Consider the following 16,187-nt stretch of genomic DNA (forward strand, 5'->3'; position numbering starts at 1 on the left):
TCACTTCATTCCCGTCATCTCGTGGATCGGCATCATGTTGCTGTTGAGGTGGTTCATCACCCACAGCGAACCCGACAGCGCGATCACCACCATGACGATGGTGAAGATCAGCGCCATCATGCTCCAGCCGTTCTCGGACTTGGGACTCATATGCAGGAAGTAGATCATATGCACGACGATCTGCACGACCGCGAAGGCCATGATGACCAGTGCGGTGATCTGCTTGCTCGGCAGCGTGCCGCTCATCACCAGCCAGAACGGGATCGCGGTCAGCGCCACCGACAGTACGAAGCCGAGCATGTAGCCCGAGAACGTGCTGTGGGCGTGGCCGTCGTCGTGGTGATGGTCGTGCGCGCCGGCTGCGTGGGTATTGGTGCTCATCGCAGAACTCCCAGGAGATAGACGAAGGTGAAGACGCCGATCCAGACCACGTCGAGGAAGTGCCAGAACATCGACAGGCACATCAGGCGGCGGCGGTTGGCCTCGATCAGGCCGAAGCGCCAGACCTGCACCATCAGCGTCACGAGCCAGATCAGGCCGCAGGAGACGTGCAGGCCGTGGGTGCCGACCAGGGTGAAGAAGGCCGACAGGAAGGCGCTGCGCTGTGGCGTTGCGCCCTCATGGATCATGTGGGCGAACTCGGTGAGCTCGATACCGATGAAGGCGGCGCCGAACAGGCCGGTGATCAGGAGCCACATCTGAGTCTGCGCGATCTTGTTCTGCTGCATCGTCAGCATGGCAAAACCATAGGTGATCGACGACAGCAGCAGCATCGAGGTGTTCACGGCGACCAGGTTGAGGTCGAACAGGTCCTTCGGCGCGGGGCCGGCGGCGTAGTTGGCGCCGAGTACGCCGAAGGCGGCAAACAGCATCGCGAAGATGAGGCAGTCGCTCATCAGATAGATCCAGAAGCCGAGCGAGGTGCTGTAGCCTTCCGGATGCGGATGCTCGTCGGCGAGATAGAAGACCGGCTCGCCGGTTTGGGTGGGATTGACAGCGACAGTCATTTACTTGGCTCCGGCGAGCAGTTTGGTACGCGCGTCCTCGGTCCGGATGACGTCGTCAGCCGGAATGTCGAAGTCGCGGTGATAGTTGAAGGTGTGACCGATCCCGACGGCGAGCATCGCGACGAAGCTCAAGGCGGCAAGCCACCACATGTACCAGATCAGACCAAAACCCATCGCGGTGGCGAAGCCGGCGAGGATGATGCCGGTGCCGGTGCTGCTGGGCATATGGATCGATTTGAATCCCATGAGCGGACGCTGGTAACCGCGCTTCTTCATGTCCCACCAGGCGTCGTTGTCGTGGACGACGGGCGTGAAGGCGAAATTGTAGTCCGGCGGCGGCGAGGACGTTGCCCATTCCAGCGTGCGCGCATCCCAGGGATCCCCGGTGACGTCCTTGAGCTGCTCGCGCTTGAGGAACGAGACCGCGAACTGCATCAGCATCGAGAGAATGCCGAGGAAGACGAGGCCGGCGCCAATCGCGGCGATGACGAACCAGACCTGAAGCGAGGCATCGTCGAACACGCGCAGGCGGCGGGTCACGCCCATCAGGCCGAGCACATAGAGCGGCATGAAGGCCATGTAGAAGCCGGTGACCCAGAACCAGAACGAGCACTTGCCCCAGAACGGATCGAGCTTGAAGCCGAACGCCTTCGGGAACCAGTAGTTGATGCCGGCGAACGCGCCGAACACCACGCCGCCGATGATCACGTTGTGGAAGTGCGCGATCAGGAACAGGCTGTTGTGCAGGACGAAGTCGGCCGGCGGCACGGCGAGCAGCACGCCGGTCATGCCGCCGATCACGAAGGTCAGCATGAAGGCGATGGTCCACAGCATCGGCAACTCGTAGCGGATGCGGCCGCGATACATCGTGAACAGCCAGTTGAACATCTTCGCGCCCGTCGGGATCGAGATGATCATCGTGGTGATGCCGAAGAACGAGTTGACGCTGGCGCCGGAGCCCATCGTGAAGAAGTGGTGCAGCCAGACCAGGTACGACAGGATGGTGATGACGACAGTGGCGTAGACCATCGAGGTGTAGCCGAACAGCCGCTTGCCGGAGAAGGTCGAGGTGACTTCCGAGAAGATGCCGAAGGCGGGGAGGACCAGGATGTAGACTTCAGGGTGGCCCCAGATCCAGATCAGGTTCACGTACATCATCGGGCTGCCGCCGAAATCGTTCGTGAAGAAGTTGGTGCCGACGTAGCGATCGAGCGAGAGCAGCGCGAGCACGACGGTCAGGACGGGGAAGGAGGCCACGATCAGGATGTTGGTGCAGAGCGAGGTCCAGGTGAACACCGGCATCTTCATCATGGTCATGCCGGGGCAGCGCAGCTTGACGATGGTGCAGATCAGATTGATGCCCGATAGCGTCGTTCCGACGCCGGCCACCTGGAGCGCCCAGATGTAATAATCGACCCCGACATCAGGACTGTAGCCGATATTCGACAACGGCGGATAAGCCAGCCAGCCGGTGCGGGCGAATTCGCCGATGAACAGCGAGGCCATCACGAGCACCGCGCCGCCGACCGTCATCCAGAAGCTGAAATTGTTCAGGAACGGGAACGACACGTCGCGGGCGCCGATCTGCAGCGGCACGACGTAGTTCATCAGGCCGGTGACCAGCGGCATCGCCACGAAGAAGATCATGATCACGCCGTGAGCGGTGAAGACCTGGTCGTAGTGATGGGCGGGCAGGAAGCCTTCCGAACCGTTGAACGCCATCGCCTGCTGCGCCCGCATCATCAGCGCGTCGGCGAAACCGCGCAGCAGCATGACGATGCCGAGGATCATGTACATGATGCCGATGCGCTTGTGGTCGACGGTGGTGAACCACTCGCGCCACAGATAGCCCCAGAGGCGGAAATAGGTGAGGCCGGCGAGCAGCGTGACGCCGCCGAGCGCGACCACAGCGAAGGTGCCGACAAGGATCGGCTCGTGCAGCGGCAGCGAATCGAAGCCGAGACGGCCGAAGATGAACTTGAGAAGATCAGGAGACATGCTGGATCTCTTTAGGAATCTGACTTCAGGAATCGGACTTCAGGAATCGGACTGGGACGCTGTCCGAGGAAGAAGGACGAGGACTTCAGCGGCGCCAAAGTCGGCCGCTTCAGGCCGGCACCGACGAGCGGCGCGGTGTCGAGCGGCGCCTTGATCGCCGCCGTCGTCCGGCCCTGCGGCGCATCCGGCGTGCAGGTGCCGGCGACGAAGACAGGCTCCGGCCCGAGCACGGTGCCGCGGCGGGCGTATTTGTCGTAGGAGAGCGGAAGGGTGTTGCTCAGGCCCTCGTGGCCGTTGCCGCCCTTGGCGTCGATCGCCATCATCTCGCTCTGGCACATCTTGCCGGTCTCGACGCACATGTTGAGAATCAGGCGATAGAGATCGGAATCGACCGTGCCCCAGCGGCGCACCGGCTCGTTCTCGCTGGGTTTTTCGAGCTGGAGATACTCAGTGCGGCCAAGCGAGCCACCGGCGGACTTGGCCTGCGCGACCCAGGCGTCAAAACCCTTGTCGTCGAGGCCCTGGAAGTTGAAGTGCATGCCGGAGAAGCCGGCGCCGCTGTAGTTCGCCGAGAAGCCCTTATAGGTGCCGGCGTGATTCACGACGGCGTGGAGCTTGGTCTCCATGCCCGGCATCGCATAGATCTGGCCGGCGAGCGCGGGGATGTAGAACGAGTTCATCACCGAAGAGGCGGTAATGCGGAAATTGATCGGACGATCGACCGGCGCTGCCAGGTCGTTGACGGTGGCGATGCCGTAGTCGGGATAGATAAAGAGCCACTTCCAGTCGAGCGCGACGACATCGACCTCGAGCGGCGCCTTGGACTGGTCGATGGCACGGTCGGCATGGATGCGCCCGAGCGTGCGATAGGGGTCGAGCAGATGCGTGCCCATCCAAGTCAGCGCTCCCAGGCAAACGATGATCAGCAGCGGCGCCGACCAGATCACCAGCTCGAGCTTGGTCGAGTGGTCCCAATCCGGCTCATAGCGGGCCGAGGTGTTGGACTGGCGGTAGCGCCAGGCGAACAGCACCGTCAGCGCCATCACTGGGACGACGATCAGGAGCATCAGGACGGTGGAGATGATGACGAGGTCGCGCTGTTGGGCAGCGATATCGCCGGCTGGCGCCAGCACGATGTAGTTGCAGCCGCTGAGCGCGGCTGCCAGGGGTAGCAGCGCCAGGATCTTGAGACGGGACACGGGCCGAGCCTTATGAGAATGAGTTTCCTTTGCGGGGCCAACGGGTAGCTGCGGCGCAGCAATCCGGACATTGGACAATTTGTCCAATGTTGCGGTGCGGGATGCTGGGTCAAACAGGTCTGGATTGCCTGGCGTCAAGCCGGGCGGTCGGCTTTGGTTTTCAGGACGTTAAGGGCGCACGCATGGCGACGGCACAGACCCCCGCATTGGCGGATATCCACTCGGGCGAGCACGGCCACGACCAGGCCAGTCCCGGCGAGATCGCCATCGGCGTCATCATCGGCCGCACCTCGGAATTCTTCGACTTCTTCGTCTACGCGATCGCTTCGGTGATCGTGTTTCCGCGCCTGGTGTTCCCGTTCACGAGCGAGCTGACCGGCACCCTCTATTCCTTCATGATCTTCGCGCTGGCCTTCATGGCCCGGCCGATCGGCACCGTCATTTTCATGACTGTTGACCGCGAGTACGGCAAGACCGCCAAGCTGGTCTCGGCGCTGTTTCTGCTCGGCACCGCCACGGTGGCGCTGGCGTTCCTGCCCGGCTATTCCGAGATCGGCGTTGCCGCGATCTGGCTGCTGGCGCTGGCGCGTCTCGCGCAGGGTCTGGCCTGGGGCGGCGCCTGGGACGGCATGGCCTCGCTGCTGGCGCTGAATGCGCCGGCGTCCCAGCGCGGCTGGTACGCAATGGTGCCGCAGCTCGGTGCCCCGCTCGGGCTGATCGTGGCGAGTGCATTGTTCGCCTATTTCGCCGGCAATCTCTCAGCCGACGATTTCTTCGACTGGGGCTGGCGCTATCCGTTCTTCGTCGCCTTCGCCATCAACGTCGTGGCGCTGTTCGCCCGCCTGCGCATGGTGACGACGGAAGAATATGCCTCGCTGTTCGAGACCCGCGAATTGCAGCCCGCGCGCATCGCCGACACCGTCGCCCGCGAAGGCCACAACATCATGCTGGGCGCGTTCGCGCCGCTGGCGAGCTTCGCGCTGTTCCACATGGTCACGGTGTTCCCGCTGTCCTGGGTGTTCCTGTTCACCCGCGAAAGCCCGGTGCGCTTCTTGATCATCGAGATCGTGGCGGCCGTGTTCGGCGTCGCTGCGATCGTGGCCTCCGGCATCATCGCCGACCGCGTCGGCCGCAAATCGCTGTTGATGGGGTCGGCGATCGCAATCGCGATCTACAGCGGCTTTGCCCCGCAGCTGCTCGATGCCGGCGCGTTCGGCGAGACCATCTACATGGTGATCGGCTTCATCCTGCTCGGCCTCTCCTTCGGCCAGTCCTCGGGCGCGATCGCCTCGAACTTCAAGCAGATGTATCGCTATACGGCCTCCGCCCTGACCTCCGATATGGCCTGGTTGTTCGGCGCCGGCTTCGCCCCGCTGGTCGCGCTGTTGCTCGCCACCAATCTCGGCGTCATCGCCTCGGGTGCGTACCTGCTGTCCGGCGCGTTCTGGACCCTGCTTGCGCTCTGGCTCAGTGGCCAGCGCGAAGCCGGTGACATGGACGCGGGTCAATCGTCGAACTGACGGGAATAAAATTCGAACCAGACGATCCTGTGGGCGGGACCGCTAACAGGAGATGCCATGAACGTCTGGTCGAATTCCGCCGGTCGGCGAAGCACTGCAAGCCTGGCTTTCGCGATTACGCTTCTTTGCGCTAGCGGTCCCGCCGGCGCGACCGGCAATGTCGCGCGCGGCCAGACGCTCTACAAGGGCTGTGCAGACTGCCACTCGATCAATGAGAACGGCGTCGGTCCGATGCACAAGGGCGTGGTCGGGCGCAAGGCGGGCAGCGTCGCGGGCTACGACTACTCGCCCGACCTGAAGAACTCCGGGATCGTCTGGACCGAGGAAAACCTCGATAAATGGCTGACCGGGCCGCAGGCCATGGTGCCCGAAACCAAGATGTTCTTCGACGTGCCGGATGCGCAGGATCGCGCCGATATCATCGCGTATCTGAAGGAGAAGGCGCGGTAAGGCGGCAGTCTCGTAGGGTGGGCAAAGCGAAGAGTGCCCACGATCTGTTGCTACAATTGATGAATGGTGGGCACGGCGCTGCGCGCCTTTGCCCACCCTACGGTGGCCGCGCCAGCCTCAATCCGTCACGATCTTCACGCGGTCACGCACCTTCACCTGCGCGGTGCGGTCGAGCCCGTTCAACACGCGAAAGCGTTCGGCGGGATGATCGACGCCGGCCATGCGGTGCGAGAGCGATTCCACGGTGTCGCCGGGCTGCACGGTGATGACCTTGATGCGTAGCGGACGCGCGGCCTGGATCTCTTCGAGCGTCAGGCGGCGGAAGGAATTGACGGTCTCGCGCGCATTGCGCTCGCTCTCGGTCGACTTCTGCCGCGTGGCGAAGATGAAGCGGTAGACATCGCTGCCGAAGCGCAATGCATAGACCTTGAACTGCCACTGGTCGCCCTTGGCGGTGGCGGACGCGGCCGGGAAGCCGTTGACGGTCAGGTCTTCGGTCGAGGCCTTCTCGACGCCCTCCATCCAGCCGGAATTGAGGTAGTCGCCGAGCGATTGTTCGGCCGGCACCCGCACGACATCGAAGCGCATCGCCTGCGAGCCGCCCTCGCGCACGCCGATCACCGCCTGTGCGGTGTTGTCGAGTGTAAAGTTATCGGGCGCCTGGAAGGTGAAGCCGAGCTTCGGATGCAGGAATCTGCGGCCGCGGACAAAGCCTTCGCTCGGATCCTCGCCATAGACGAGGTTGTCGATTGCGGCGAGATAGCTCTCGCGGTCGCGCTCGGCGCCTTCGGGCGCCGCATATTGCCGCGCGATCGTCTGCGCATTCTGCACCCGCTCGGGCGTTGCCGGATGCGACGATGTGAAATCCTGCGCGCGCGGATCGAGCGAGCTCTTGCCGGCCTTCAGCTCGGCATTGCGCTCCATCGCCGAGAGGAAGCGGGCGGCACCGTAAGGGTCGAAATGCGCCTTGGCGGAGATGCCGACGCCGATGCCGTCAGCCTCGAATTCCTGATTGCGCGAAAAGCTCGCCATGGTGAGCTTGGTCTTGGCGAGCGCGAGCGCGGTCAGATCGGGGTCATTGCTCATATCGGTGACGACACGGGTCACGATCGCGGCCTGACGGGCCTGGTCCTCGCGCATCGCAGCGTGCTTGGACAGCACATGCGCCATCTCGTGGCTGAGCACGGAGGACAATTCCGAGGTATCGCTGGCCAGCGCAATCAGCCCGCGGGTCACATAGAGCTGGCCGTTCGGCAGCGCGAAGGCGTTCACTGCGCCGGAATTGAGGATGGTGACCTTGTAGCCCTGATCGGGGCGATCGGAGGCGGCAACGAGCCGGTCGACAGTCTTGCTGACCAGTGATTCGAGCTTGGGGTCGTCGTAAGTGCCGCCGTAGCTCGCCAGGATCCGCTCGTGTTCTTTTTCGGTGGCGGGGGTCTGGGCTACGGCCGGCTTGGGCTTGGGCATCGCCACGGTTGCGGGGGTCGCAACAGTCTGGAACCGACCCATATCGCCGCAACCGCCCAGACCCGTGCCCAGCAGCAGGCAAAGCATGGCCGGCGCAGCCCGCAGGCGGCGTCCCTCGCCCTTTTTGTGCTGTTCTAGCACCCCATTCACGTCGTTTAACCCGTGCCCAGCCTTGTCTTAAGGCCTTACCCCAGTAGGCTCGTTTGCGCCCAGCAATTCAACCTGTCCCAACAGACGCACGTCGATACGCGGCCCCGTCGTCCCCTCAACCCAGCCCCGGACACGAATACGCCTATTTTCCAGGGACTTAAGGGATATTCCGGCGCTTTCGAACGCCGGCAGGTTGCGCTTTGAAATAGTCACAGCAAAGCCGTGCGTCCAGTTTCGTCCGAAGTTGAGGTAGGTCATTGCCCCAGCTTGCCGGACCGACAGGACTTTGCCCTCGACCACCATAAAGCGCCCGATCCCGGCCAAAATATCGTCCGGACTTTCCGCGTTTTTTAAGGCCGACGGGTCAGCCCAACTGCCCTTTTTTTGGCGCCGCGCCTCCGCCTCGGACGAGATCAGGGCGGCCGAGCAGTCCTTGTCGGTGATCTCGGCCGAGACCAGGGCGTCGCCTTGGGCGAGGAGCATCGACTGAACTGGGATGTCGCTCTCGCCGATAAACAGCAGCGCACCTTGGCGGCCGTAGCGGTCGGGTGTGTCGTCGGTGCCGCGCAGGATGACGTCGCGGCCGACGAGCAGCGAGGTCAGCGCCTGTCTGGTCGTTGCTGTCGCCTCGATGCCGGTGAGGCGAACCTCACGGCCGTCAGCGAAACGCACGCTGCGCGGGTCGGTGATTGCGGCGACACGGCCTTCGCCTTGTACTTCGAATTGGCACGGGGCTGCGACCGCGGGGAGACCTGCGGAGAGAAGGAATGCGACGACGAGGTGAAGCCGTTCAGTCACGAGACCCGTAGAGGTTGCATTATGTTATAGATTTACCCCAAGTTTAGTGAGTCGTGAAGACATTTCCTCACACTCCGTCATTGCGACGAGCGAAGCGACGAAGCAATCCAGAGTCTTTCCGCGGTGAGATTCTGGATTGCTTCCGCCTTCGCCAATTCCGCCTTCGCCAAGGCTTCGGCGGACAAGTCGCTGCGCTCGCAATGACGTGGAGATATTGATCCATACATCACCATTCCGCTTTGCGGAAAACATGAGCGGCAATCGTGCGCTCGTGACGCGCTTCTGCTTGCTGCGCTCTCGCGCATGCGGCATGATCGCGACAATAGCAATAATCAAGCCGCCATTCAGAGCAAGGCGATCAAGGGAGGTTGTTTTCAATGAAGCCTATTTTGTCGGGCATTTTTGCCGCCGCGTTGGCCCTCAGCGCGAGCGCCGTACAGGCCCAGGACAAGCCTCCTCTCAAGATCGGCGGCATCCTCGACATGTCGAGCCTCTATGCCGACATCACCGGTCCGGGCAGCGAGACCGCGGCCAAGATGGCGGTGGAAGATTTCGGCGGCGAGGTGCTGGGACGCAAGATCGAGGTGCTGGCGGCCGACCATCAGAACAAGGCCGACCTCGCTGCCAACATCGCGCGCGACATGCTCGACAATCAGGGCGTCGAGATGATCTACGACGTCGCGGCCTCCGCCACCGCGCTTGCCGCCGGCGAGATCGCAAAGGCGCGGGGCAAGATCATCATCTTCAACGGCCCGGGCTCGATCCGTCTCAGCAACGAGGCCTGCGGCCCCACCACGATACACTATGTGTTCGACACCTACGGCCAGGCTAACGTGACCGGTCTCGCCGCCGTGAAGTCGGGCCTCGACACCTGGTTCTTCCTCACCGCCGATTACGCCTTCGGCCAGGATCTGGAGAAGGACACCAGCGCCGTCGTCACCAAGACCGGCGGCAAGGTGCTCGGCAGCGTGCGCCATCCGCTCAATACGTCGGATTTCTCCTCGTTCCTGCTGCAGGCGCAGGCCTCGAAAGCCAAGGTGATCGGGCTCGCCAATGCCGGCGGGGACACCGTCAATGCCATCAAGCAGTCGGCCGAGTTCGGCATCATGAAAGGCGGCCAGAAGGTCTCGCCGCTGCTGGCCTTCGTCACGGACATCGACTCGATCGGGCTTGAGACCGCGCAGGGCCTGCTGCTGGCCGAAGCCTTCTACTGGGACATGAACGACGAGACGCGCGCCTTCTCGAAGCACTTTCAGGAACGCGTCAAACGGCCACCGACCTCGGCACAAGCCGGCGTCTATTCCTCCGTCACGCACTATCTCAAGGCCGTGAAGGCAGCCGGCACGACCGATGCGGCCGCGGTGATGAAGGTGATGAAGGACACGCCGATCAACGATTTCTTCGCTCATAACGGCAAGATCCGCGAGGACGGCCGCATGCTGCACGACATGTACCTGTTCGAGGTCAAGAAGCCGTCGGAATCGAAGGGCCGCTGGGACGATTACAAGCTGCTCGCCACCGTGCCGGGCAACGAGGCGTTCCAGTCGCTGGAGCAGTCGCGCTGCCCGCTGGTGAAGAAGTGACGGCGTGACGTAAGTCACACGTCATTGCGAGGAGCTCTTGCGACGAAGCAATCCAGACTGCATCCGTCGAGACATCTCTGGATTGCTTCGCTGCGCTCGCAATGACGGTGTGGTGAGAGCTCGGTCAAATAACGAGAGGGAGACGTCCCATGAACGACATGGTCCTGCAAAAGCTCGAAGCCGGGCTGCTCACCATCACGATGAATCGCCCCGAGCGGAAGAACGCGCTCAATCCCCAGATGGTCGCGGGCCTGGTCGAGGCGGCGCGGCGCGCGGCTGACGATCCCGAGGTGCGCGCGGTGCTGTTCAAGGGCGCCGGCGGCTCGTTCTGCGTCGGCGGTGACGTCAAGTCGATGGCGGCCGGCCGCGCACCGCTGCCGTTCGAGCAGAAGCTTGCGAACCTTCGCCGCGGCATGGAGGTGTCGCGCATCCTGCATCAGATGCCCAAGCCGGTGGTGGCGCAGCTCGACGGCGCCGCGGCCGGCGCCGGCCTGTCGATGGCGCTGTCGTGCGATCTGCGTGTTGCCTCCGAATCCTGCAAGATCACGACCGCTTTCGCCAAGGTCGGCTTCTCCGGCGATTACGGCGGCACCTATTTCCTGACCCAGCTGCTCGGCAGCGCGCGGGCGCGTGAGCTCTACCTGACTTCGCCCGTGCTGACCGCGAGGGAAGCGCATGCGATCGGAATGGTGACCAGGGTCGTGCCCGACGCCGAGATCGACGCTGCCGCGCACGAGCTTGCGATGTCGCTGGCGCAGGGGCCATCGATCGCACTCGGCTTCATCAAGCGCAACATCAACAATGCAGAGCATCTTCCGCTGGAGGATTGCTTCGACGGCGAGGCGATCCACCACACCCGCTGCAGCGACACCGAGGATCACAAGGAGGCCGCCAAGGCTTTCGTCGAGAAGCGCAAGCCGGCTTTCAAGGGCGCATGACCATGGCATCCTATATGCGGCTGCGGCAGATCTGTCTGGTCGCGCCGCAACTCGCGCCTGTCATCTCCGATATCGCCGAGATCATGGGCCTTTCCGTCTGCTACCGCGACGGCAACGTCGCCAAATATGGCCTGGAGAATGCGCTGCTTCCGGTCGATACGATCCTGCTGGAGGTGGTCGCTCCGTTCAAGAACGGTACCACCGCCGGCCGCTTCATCGAGAAGACCGGCGGCCGTGGCGGCTACATGGCGATCTTTTGCTGCAACGATCCGGACGAACGGGGCCGCAATGCCAATGCGCTTGGCGTGCGCACCGCCAACGTGATCGACCACGCGCCCTATCACGGCGTCCAGCTCCATCCCCGCGACTGCCGCGCCGCCTTCATCGAATTCAACCACACCGAGGGCAGCGACGACATTTTAGGCGCCTATCCGCCGGCCGGGCCTGACTGGCAAAAATTCATCCGCAAGGATGTGACGTGGGCCTTGACGGCGGTGGAGATGCAGAGCCCGGATCCGCACGGCCTGGCGGCGCATTGGGGCAAGATCATCGGGGTTGCAGCCGATGGTACCGAACTGAAGCTGCCCAATGCGACCTTCCGCTTCGTGAAGGGCGCGAGCGAGATCATGAGCGGTCTGGAGTTTCGGGTGGCCGATGCGGCGAGCGTGTTGCATGCGGCGCGTGAGAAAGGGCTCGCGGTTGCGGGGAACGAATTCCTGCTGGGTGGCGTGACGTTCCGCGTTGGTTGAGGCTTCAACCGTTATCCGTCACCCCCGCGCAACGGCGAAGCCGTTGTCGCTGGAGGTGCTCGCCTCTTTGGCGAGCTTCGAAGGGCGACGGCCACCAGCCGGGCCGTTCATCCTTCGAGGCTCCCCGCACGGTGCTGCGCGCCGCGCGGCACGCACCTCAGGATGACGGGTTTGATGAATCACCTTCCCTTAAAATTCGCCACGCGCCGTTCTTCCGTGGCCTTCACACCCTCCTTGAAATCCTCAGTCGCGCGCAGGCGGGTCTGTTCGGCGAGCTCGTGGTTGGTCGCGGCCATCACGCGGTCGGCGAGGCCGGCGCGCATCGTGGCGCGGGTGGAGAGCAGGCCGAGTGGCGAGCATTCGGCAATCTCGCCGGCGAGCTTCATCGCGGCTGATTTCACCTGGTCCTGCGGCACCAATTCATTGGCGAGGCCCCACTTATACGCCTCTTCGCCGGTGACGCGGCGGCTGGTGTAGAACATCAGCTCGGCGTTGTTCTTGCCGATCAATTCGGGCAGCGTCGTCGTCAGGCCGAAGCCGGGATGGAAACCGAGCTTGGTGAAATTCGCGGAGAAGCGGGCTTCGGGGCAGGTGACGCGGAAGTCCGCCGAGACTGCGAGGCCAAGGCCGCCGCCGATGGCCGCGCCCTGCACAGCGGCTACGATCGGCTTCTTGGCGCGGAAGATGCGCACGGCCTGGATATAGAGATGGTTGATCGGGCCTAGACTGTCGGCCGGATCGCCCTTGGCCTTCTTCTCGGCCTCCTGCGCTTCCTGCGCCTGCCGCGCGGGATCGCCAAAATTTGCGCCGGCGCAGAACGCCTTGCCTTGAGCCGAGAGAACGGAGGCGCGAATCTCGATGTCGCGATCGAACTCGTCGAGCGCGTCTGCGATCTGGTTGATCAGCGAGATGTCGAAGAAGTTCAGCGGCGGCCTGCGGATCTCGATGGTGCCGACGTGGCCGACTTTTTCGACGCCGATATCTTTGTAGGTGCTCATGATGTCCTCGAAGCGTTAGCGCAAACCAAGTCCGCGGGCGATGATGCCGCGCAGCACCTCGGTGGTGCCGCCCTGGATGGTGAGCTTCGGCGCGGTCTTGATGGCGAAGTCGAGCTGTCGCTCCAGTGTCTCGCGGTTGCTCGCCGTCTCCTCGACGAAGGCGGCGAGATCGCGCACGCGATGCGGAAGCTGCTGCTCCCAGACCGTGCCGATGTCCTTGACGATGGAGGCCTCCACCACCGGCTCCTTGCCGGCTTGCAGCATGCCTGCGACCGACACCGACATGCGCCGCATGGTGTGAAGCTGGGCGACGAGCCGGCCGATGCCTTCGGCGCTGCGCGTATCCGGGGTGGGACCGACCGCGCGGACCAGCTCGGTCAGCACATAATAGGTCTCCAGGAAGCGCTCGGGCCCTGAACGCTCATAGGCGAGCTCGCTCGTCGCCTGCTTCCAGGCGCCGTCGACTTCGCCGAGAACGTGATCATCGGGCACGAAGAAGTCGGTGAAGACGACTTCGTTGAATTCGAACTGGCCGGTGATCTGGCCGATCGGGTTCACCTTGATGCCCGGCTGCTTCATCTTGACCAGGAACTGGGTGAGGCCGTGGCGGCGGTTTTCCTTGGTCGGCGGCGAGGTCCGGAAGATCGCGATCATGTAATCGGCGATATGCGCCGACGACGTCCAGATCTTGGTGCCGTTGATGAGATAGCCGCCATCGGTCTTGGTCGCGCGCGTCTTCGCCGCAAACAGGTCGGAGCCGGAGTTCGGCTCGCTCATGCCGATGGCAAAGCACACCTCGCCGCGGCAGATGCGCGGCAGGATGTCCATCTTGATATGTTCGGGGGCGTATTTCAGCAGCACCGGCCCGCTCTGGCGATCGGCGACGAAGAAGCGCCGCGTCGGCGCGTTGGCGACGCGCATCTCCTCGGTCACGACGTAGCGCTCGAGGAAGGAGCGCTCCTGGCCGCCATATTTTTTCGGCCAGGTCATGCCGATCCAGCCGCGCTCGCCGACGCGGCGGGAGAATTCCGGCACATCGGTGTCCTCGCGGTTGGGCCTGAACGGGTTGAAGGTGCCGCGAGCCATCTCCTCGGCGAGGAACGCGCGCACTTCCTTGCGCAGCTCTTCGCATTGGGGCGGCAGGCGAATCGGATCGAAACGAAGCGCTGCGGTCATGTGTCTCATTCCTTCTCAGCGTGAGGCGACCAGCGGCCACAATTGATCGGCCCCTCTTGAGGCGACAAGCTTGCCGAGCTCGACGGCCCAGTAGCTTTCCGAGCCGAAATCGTCGCGCCATGCCAGCGCCCGTAGCGAGTAACGGTGCAGGATGTGCTCGATGGTGAAGCCGATCGCGCCATGAACCTGGTGCGCGATGCCACCGCCCTTTTCCGCAGCCTCCGCGCAGCGGATCTTTGCGGCGGCTGCTTCGAGATAGACCTCGTCGTCGAACGACTTTGCGTTCGCGATCGCATCAGCCGCCGAGGTTGCAGCGGCAAGCGCAGCGGCGGATTCGCCGGCCAGGCGGGCGAGATTGTGCTGTACCGCCTGGAATTTCGAGATCTTCTTCTCGAAGGCGACGCGCTCGTTGGAATAGCGCACGGAGATGTCGAGCATCGATTCCAGTGCGCCTGCAATCTGCAGGCTGCGCGCGACGCCGCCCATCAGCATCATCGCGGTCTGGTCAAAGCCACCAGGCGCGGCCTTGATGGTGAGGGGCTGGAGCTTGTCCAGCGTCACGGTATCGCTGTGGTCGTAACCGACATTGAGGCCGGGATCGATCCGCGCCTTGCTCGCGTCGACCAGGGCGATCGCGATTCCGTCCCTGCCGTGCGTCAGCACCGCAAAATGCTTGGCCGATTTCGCAAAAGGCACGCCGCGGCAGCGGCCCGAAAGGGCACCATCGGCATCGACAGTGATGCGATCCTTCGGCGAGGCCGGCAGCACCGTCATCTCCCCATCGGGCGAGGCGATCTTCGCCTGCGCCAGCAGCCAGCCTGCCAGCATGGTCTCGGCCAGAGGAACCGCGACCGCGAAGCGGCCAGCGGCGTTCAGCAGCGCAAATCCGTCGGCCAGACTGGCGCCGGAGCCGCCGAGATCGTCCGGCACCCAGGACAAGGGCAAGCCGGCTTCGCTCAGCGCCTGCCACAGCGGCACCTGCCACGAATTGTTCTTGTCGTTGTTGATGGTTTGCGGATCGGCAAGATCGGCGAAGATTTTCTCCGCGGTCTCGACGACGATATTGTCACTCTCCGCCACAGCGTTCCCCGTGTTTGCCATTGGCGCGTCCACCCAAGGGGCGGTGCGCGAACTCTTCTTGCGCCGGATGATCCGAAAAAGCCATGGCCCTGACAAGCGTTGATCGCAGGTCCACCTGCGGGGCGGGCATGGGCGATAAGCTAATTCCGCTTAGCGGAGTTTGCTCGATTTGCAGGGCGCGGCAAACTCGCTAAACAGGGCGCCAGAAACTTACAGAGGGAAGGACATCCGGATGGCCAAGGACAGTTTGTGCGCAATCGTGACGGGGTCCGCATCCGGCCTCGGTGCTGCAACCGCAGAAATCCTCGCCCGAAACGGGGCGCGGCTCGTCATCAACTATTCGTCGAGCAAGACCGAAGCCGAGGCCACGGCGGAAGCGTGCCGCAAGGCGGGCGCCGCCGAAGTGCTGGTTGCGCAGGGCGACGTCTCCAAGGATGGCGATTGCCGCAGGATCGTGGCGGCTGCGAGCGGCTGGGGCAAGCTCGACATCCTCGTCAACAATGCCGGCACCACCAAGCACGTCGCTTATGGTGATCTCGACGGATTGTCGGCGGACGATTTCCAGCGCCTGTACGGCGTCAATACTGTTGGTCCATTCCAGATGGTGCGTGCCGCGCGCAGCCTGCTCGAGGCCGGCGCGAAGGCATCGGGGCGAACCTCGGCGGTCGTCAACGTGTCCTCGGTCGCGGGCATCAACGGCGTTGGCTCATCGATGGCCTATGCCGCGAGCAAGGGTGCGCTCAATACCCTCACGCGATCGCTGGCCGTCGCGCTTGCGCCGCTGATCCGCGTCAATGCGGTCTGTCCCGGCTATATCGATACGCCCTGGTTCACCAAGGGCCGCGGCGAGGAAGGCGCAAAAAAAGTGCGTGACGCCGTGTTGGCGAAGGTACCGCTCAAGGTCGCCTCGCGTGCCGAGGACATCGCGCAGCTCGTCTGCTTCCTGGCGCTGCCGACCTCCGGCAACATGACCGGCGAAGCCGTGCGCATGGATGCGGGGATGCATTTGATTACGTAGTTTTCGGCGCGCTCTCTCCGCGTCATGGCCGGGCTTGACCCGGCCATCCACGTGTT

Annotated in this window: 15 protein-coding genes; 6 read left to right on the plus strand and 9 right to left on the minus strand. The window is 63.5% G+C overall.

Translation table 11 applies throughout. From position 1 onward, the window contains the following. Genes cyoD through cyoA form a run of 4 tightly spaced genes read right to left on the minus strand, consistent with a single transcriptional unit; the run spans position 1 to position 4,204 of the window. On the minus strand, positions 1 to 381 hold the full coding sequence (gene cyoD / locus HYH07_RS04280) for a cytochrome o ubiquinol oxidase subunit IV (RefSeq protein ID WP_220001301.1): 381 nt from the start codon (positions 379 to 381) through the stop codon (positions 1 to 3). Next, the gene (gene cyoC / locus HYH07_RS04285) at positions 378 to 1,007 is read right to left on the minus strand and encodes a cytochrome o ubiquinol oxidase subunit III (protein ID WP_057747468.1); all 630 of its coding nucleotides are present in this window, start codon (positions 1,005 to 1,007) and stop codon (positions 378 to 380) included. Before cyoC ends, cyoD begins: the two co-directional genes overlap by 4 nt. Beyond that, the gene (gene cyoB / locus HYH07_RS04290; protein ID WP_220001302.1) at positions 1,008 to 3,005 is read right to left on the minus strand and encodes a cytochrome o ubiquinol oxidase subunit I; all 1,998 of its coding nucleotides are present in this window, start codon (positions 3,003 to 3,005) and stop codon (positions 1,008 to 1,010) included. Between the two features lie 11 nt (positions 3,006 to 3,016). Continuing rightward, positions 3,017 to 4,204, minus strand: coding sequence for a ubiquinol oxidase subunit II (cyoA, locus tag HYH07_RS04295; protein ID WP_220001303.1), 1,188 nt, complete (start codon positions 4,202 to 4,204; stop codon positions 3,017 to 3,019). A gap of 182 nt (positions 4,205 to 4,386) precedes the next feature. On the opposite strand from cyoA, the gene HYH07_RS04300 reads away from it, so the two are divergent. Both HYH07_RS04300 and HYH07_RS04305 read left to right on the plus strand, forming a co-directional pair. Continuing rightward, the gene (locus tag HYH07_RS04300) at positions 4,387 to 5,724 is read left to right on the plus strand and encodes an MFS transporter (RefSeq protein ID WP_220001304.1); all 1,338 of its coding nucleotides are present in this window, start codon (positions 4,387 to 4,389) and stop codon (positions 5,722 to 5,724) included. A gap of 57 nt (positions 5,725 to 5,781) precedes the next feature. Further along, positions 5,782 to 6,174, plus strand: coding sequence for a cytochrome c family protein (locus HYH07_RS04305; protein ID WP_220001305.1), 393 nt, complete (start codon positions 5,782 to 5,784; stop codon positions 6,172 to 6,174). Positions 6,175 to 6,291: 117 nt separating this feature from the next. Here HYH07_RS04305 and HYH07_RS04310 read toward each other — a convergent pair whose 3' ends face one another. Continuing rightward, on the minus strand, positions 6,292 to 7,728 hold the full coding sequence (locus tag HYH07_RS04310; protein ID WP_220001501.1) for a M48 family metalloprotease: 1,437 nt from the start codon (positions 7,726 to 7,728) through the stop codon (positions 6,292 to 6,294). Between the two features lie 90 nt (positions 7,729 to 7,818). Further along, on the minus strand, positions 7,819 to 8,589 hold the full coding sequence (locus HYH07_RS04315; RefSeq protein WP_312016635.1) for a thermonuclease family protein: 771 nt from the start codon (positions 8,587 to 8,589) through the stop codon (positions 7,819 to 7,821). A 377-nt stretch (positions 8,590 to 8,966) separates the two neighbouring features. Here HYH07_RS04315 and HYH07_RS04320 point away from each other — a divergent pair, with 377 nt between their 5' ends. The 3 genes from HYH07_RS04320 (at position 8,967) to HYH07_RS04330 (ending at position 11,859) form a co-directional block, all read left to right on the plus strand. Continuing rightward, positions 8,967 to 10,172, plus strand: a complete 1,206-nt coding sequence (locus HYH07_RS04320; RefSeq protein WP_220001306.1) for an ABC transporter substrate-binding protein — start codon at positions 8,967 to 8,969, stop codon at positions 10,170 to 10,172. Between the two features lie 149 nt (positions 10,173 to 10,321). Further along, a complete protein-coding gene (locus HYH07_RS04325) occupies positions 10,322 to 11,110 on the plus strand; it encodes an enoyl-CoA hydratase (RefSeq protein WP_220001307.1) in 789 nt (262 codons plus the stop codon). 2 nt (positions 11,111 to 11,112) lie between these two features. Continuing rightward, positions 11,113 to 11,859 (plus strand): hypothetical protein, encoded by a 747-nt coding sequence (locus HYH07_RS04330; protein WP_220001308.1) that lies wholly within the window; start codon positions 11,113 to 11,115, stop codon positions 11,857 to 11,859. A gap of 179 nt (positions 11,860 to 12,038) precedes the next feature. On the opposite strand, the gene HYH07_RS04335 is transcribed toward HYH07_RS04330, so the two are convergent. From HYH07_RS04335 to HYH07_RS04345, 3 genes are read right to left on the minus strand one after another with little or no spacing between them, the layout of a single operon-like run. Then, positions 12,039 to 12,857: an enoyl-CoA hydratase/isomerase family protein gene (locus HYH07_RS04335; RefSeq protein WP_220001309.1), complete on the minus strand. Its 819-nt coding sequence runs from the start codon at positions 12,855 to 12,857 to the stop codon at positions 12,039 to 12,041. Positions 12,858 to 12,872: 15 nt separating this feature from the next. After that, complete coding sequence (locus tag HYH07_RS04340; RefSeq protein WP_220001310.1) at positions 12,873 to 14,033, minus strand: acyl-CoA dehydrogenase family protein; 1,161 nt, start codon at positions 14,031 to 14,033, stop codon at positions 12,873 to 12,875. A gap of 15 nt (positions 14,034 to 14,048) precedes the next feature. Further along, a complete protein-coding gene (locus HYH07_RS04345) occupies positions 14,049 to 15,113 on the minus strand; it encodes an acyl-CoA dehydrogenase family protein (RefSeq protein WP_220001502.1) in 1,065 nt (354 codons plus the stop codon). A gap of 232 nt (positions 15,114 to 15,345) precedes the next feature. On the opposite strand from HYH07_RS04345, the gene HYH07_RS04350 reads away from it, so the two are divergent. Then, entirely contained in the window at positions 15,346 to 16,131 is a 786-nt protein-coding gene (locus tag HYH07_RS04350; RefSeq protein WP_220001311.1) for an SDR family NAD(P)-dependent oxidoreductase, read from the plus strand. Positions 16,132 to 16,187: the final 56 nt, after the last annotated feature.

This window comes from Bradyrhizobium sp. BR 10261 (genome assembly GCF_019455395.1).
In the GTDB taxonomy this organism is placed as follows: Bacteria; Pseudomonadota; Alphaproteobacteria; order Rhizobiales; family Xanthobacteraceae; genus Bradyrhizobium; species Bradyrhizobium manausense.

What these genes read in the sequence shown, in the direction of transcription:
- cyoD (WP_220001301.1), bottom strand. Translation starts at nt 381, where the DNA reads ATGAGCACCAATACCCACGCAGCCGGCGCGCACGACCATCACCACGAC.
- cyoC (WP_057747468.1), bottom strand. Translation starts at nt 1,007, where the DNA reads ATGACTGTCGCTGTCAATCCCACCCAAACCGGCGAGCCGGTCTTCTAT.
- cyoB (WP_220001302.1), bottom strand. Translation starts at nt 3,005, where the DNA reads ATGTCTCCTGATCTTCTCAAGTTCATCTTCGGCCGTCTCGGCTTCGAT.
- HYH07_RS04300 (WP_220001304.1), top strand. Translation starts at nt 4,387, where the DNA reads ATGGCGACGGCACAGACCCCCGCATTGGCGGATATCCACTCGGGCGAG.
- HYH07_RS04305 (WP_220001305.1), top strand. Translation starts at nt 5,782, where the DNA reads ATGAACGTCTGGTCGAATTCCGCCGGTCGGCGAAGCACTGCAAGCCTG.
- HYH07_RS04310 (WP_220001501.1), bottom strand. Translation starts at nt 7,728, where the DNA reads ATGCTTTGCCTGCTGCTGGGCACGGGTCTGGGCGGTTGCGGCGATATG.
- HYH07_RS04320 (WP_220001306.1), top strand. Translation starts at nt 8,967, where the DNA reads ATGAAGCCTATTTTGTCGGGCATTTTTGCCGCCGCGTTGGCCCTCAGC.
- HYH07_RS04325 (WP_220001307.1), top strand. Translation starts at nt 10,322, where the DNA reads ATGAACGACATGGTCCTGCAAAAGCTCGAAGCCGGGCTGCTCACCATC.
- HYH07_RS04330 (WP_220001308.1), top strand. Translation starts at nt 11,113, where the DNA reads ATGGCATCCTATATGCGGCTGCGGCAGATCTGTCTGGTCGCGCCGCAA.
- HYH07_RS04335 (WP_220001309.1), bottom strand. Translation starts at nt 12,857, where the DNA reads ATGAGCACCTACAAAGATATCGGCGTCGAAAAAGTCGGCCACGTCGGC.
- HYH07_RS04340 (WP_220001310.1), bottom strand. Translation starts at nt 14,033, where the DNA reads ATGACCGCAGCGCTTCGTTTCGATCCGATTCGCCTGCCGCCCCAATGC.
- HYH07_RS04350 (WP_220001311.1), top strand. Translation starts at nt 15,346, where the DNA reads ATGGCCAAGGACAGTTTGTGCGCAATCGTGACGGGGTCCGCATCCGGC.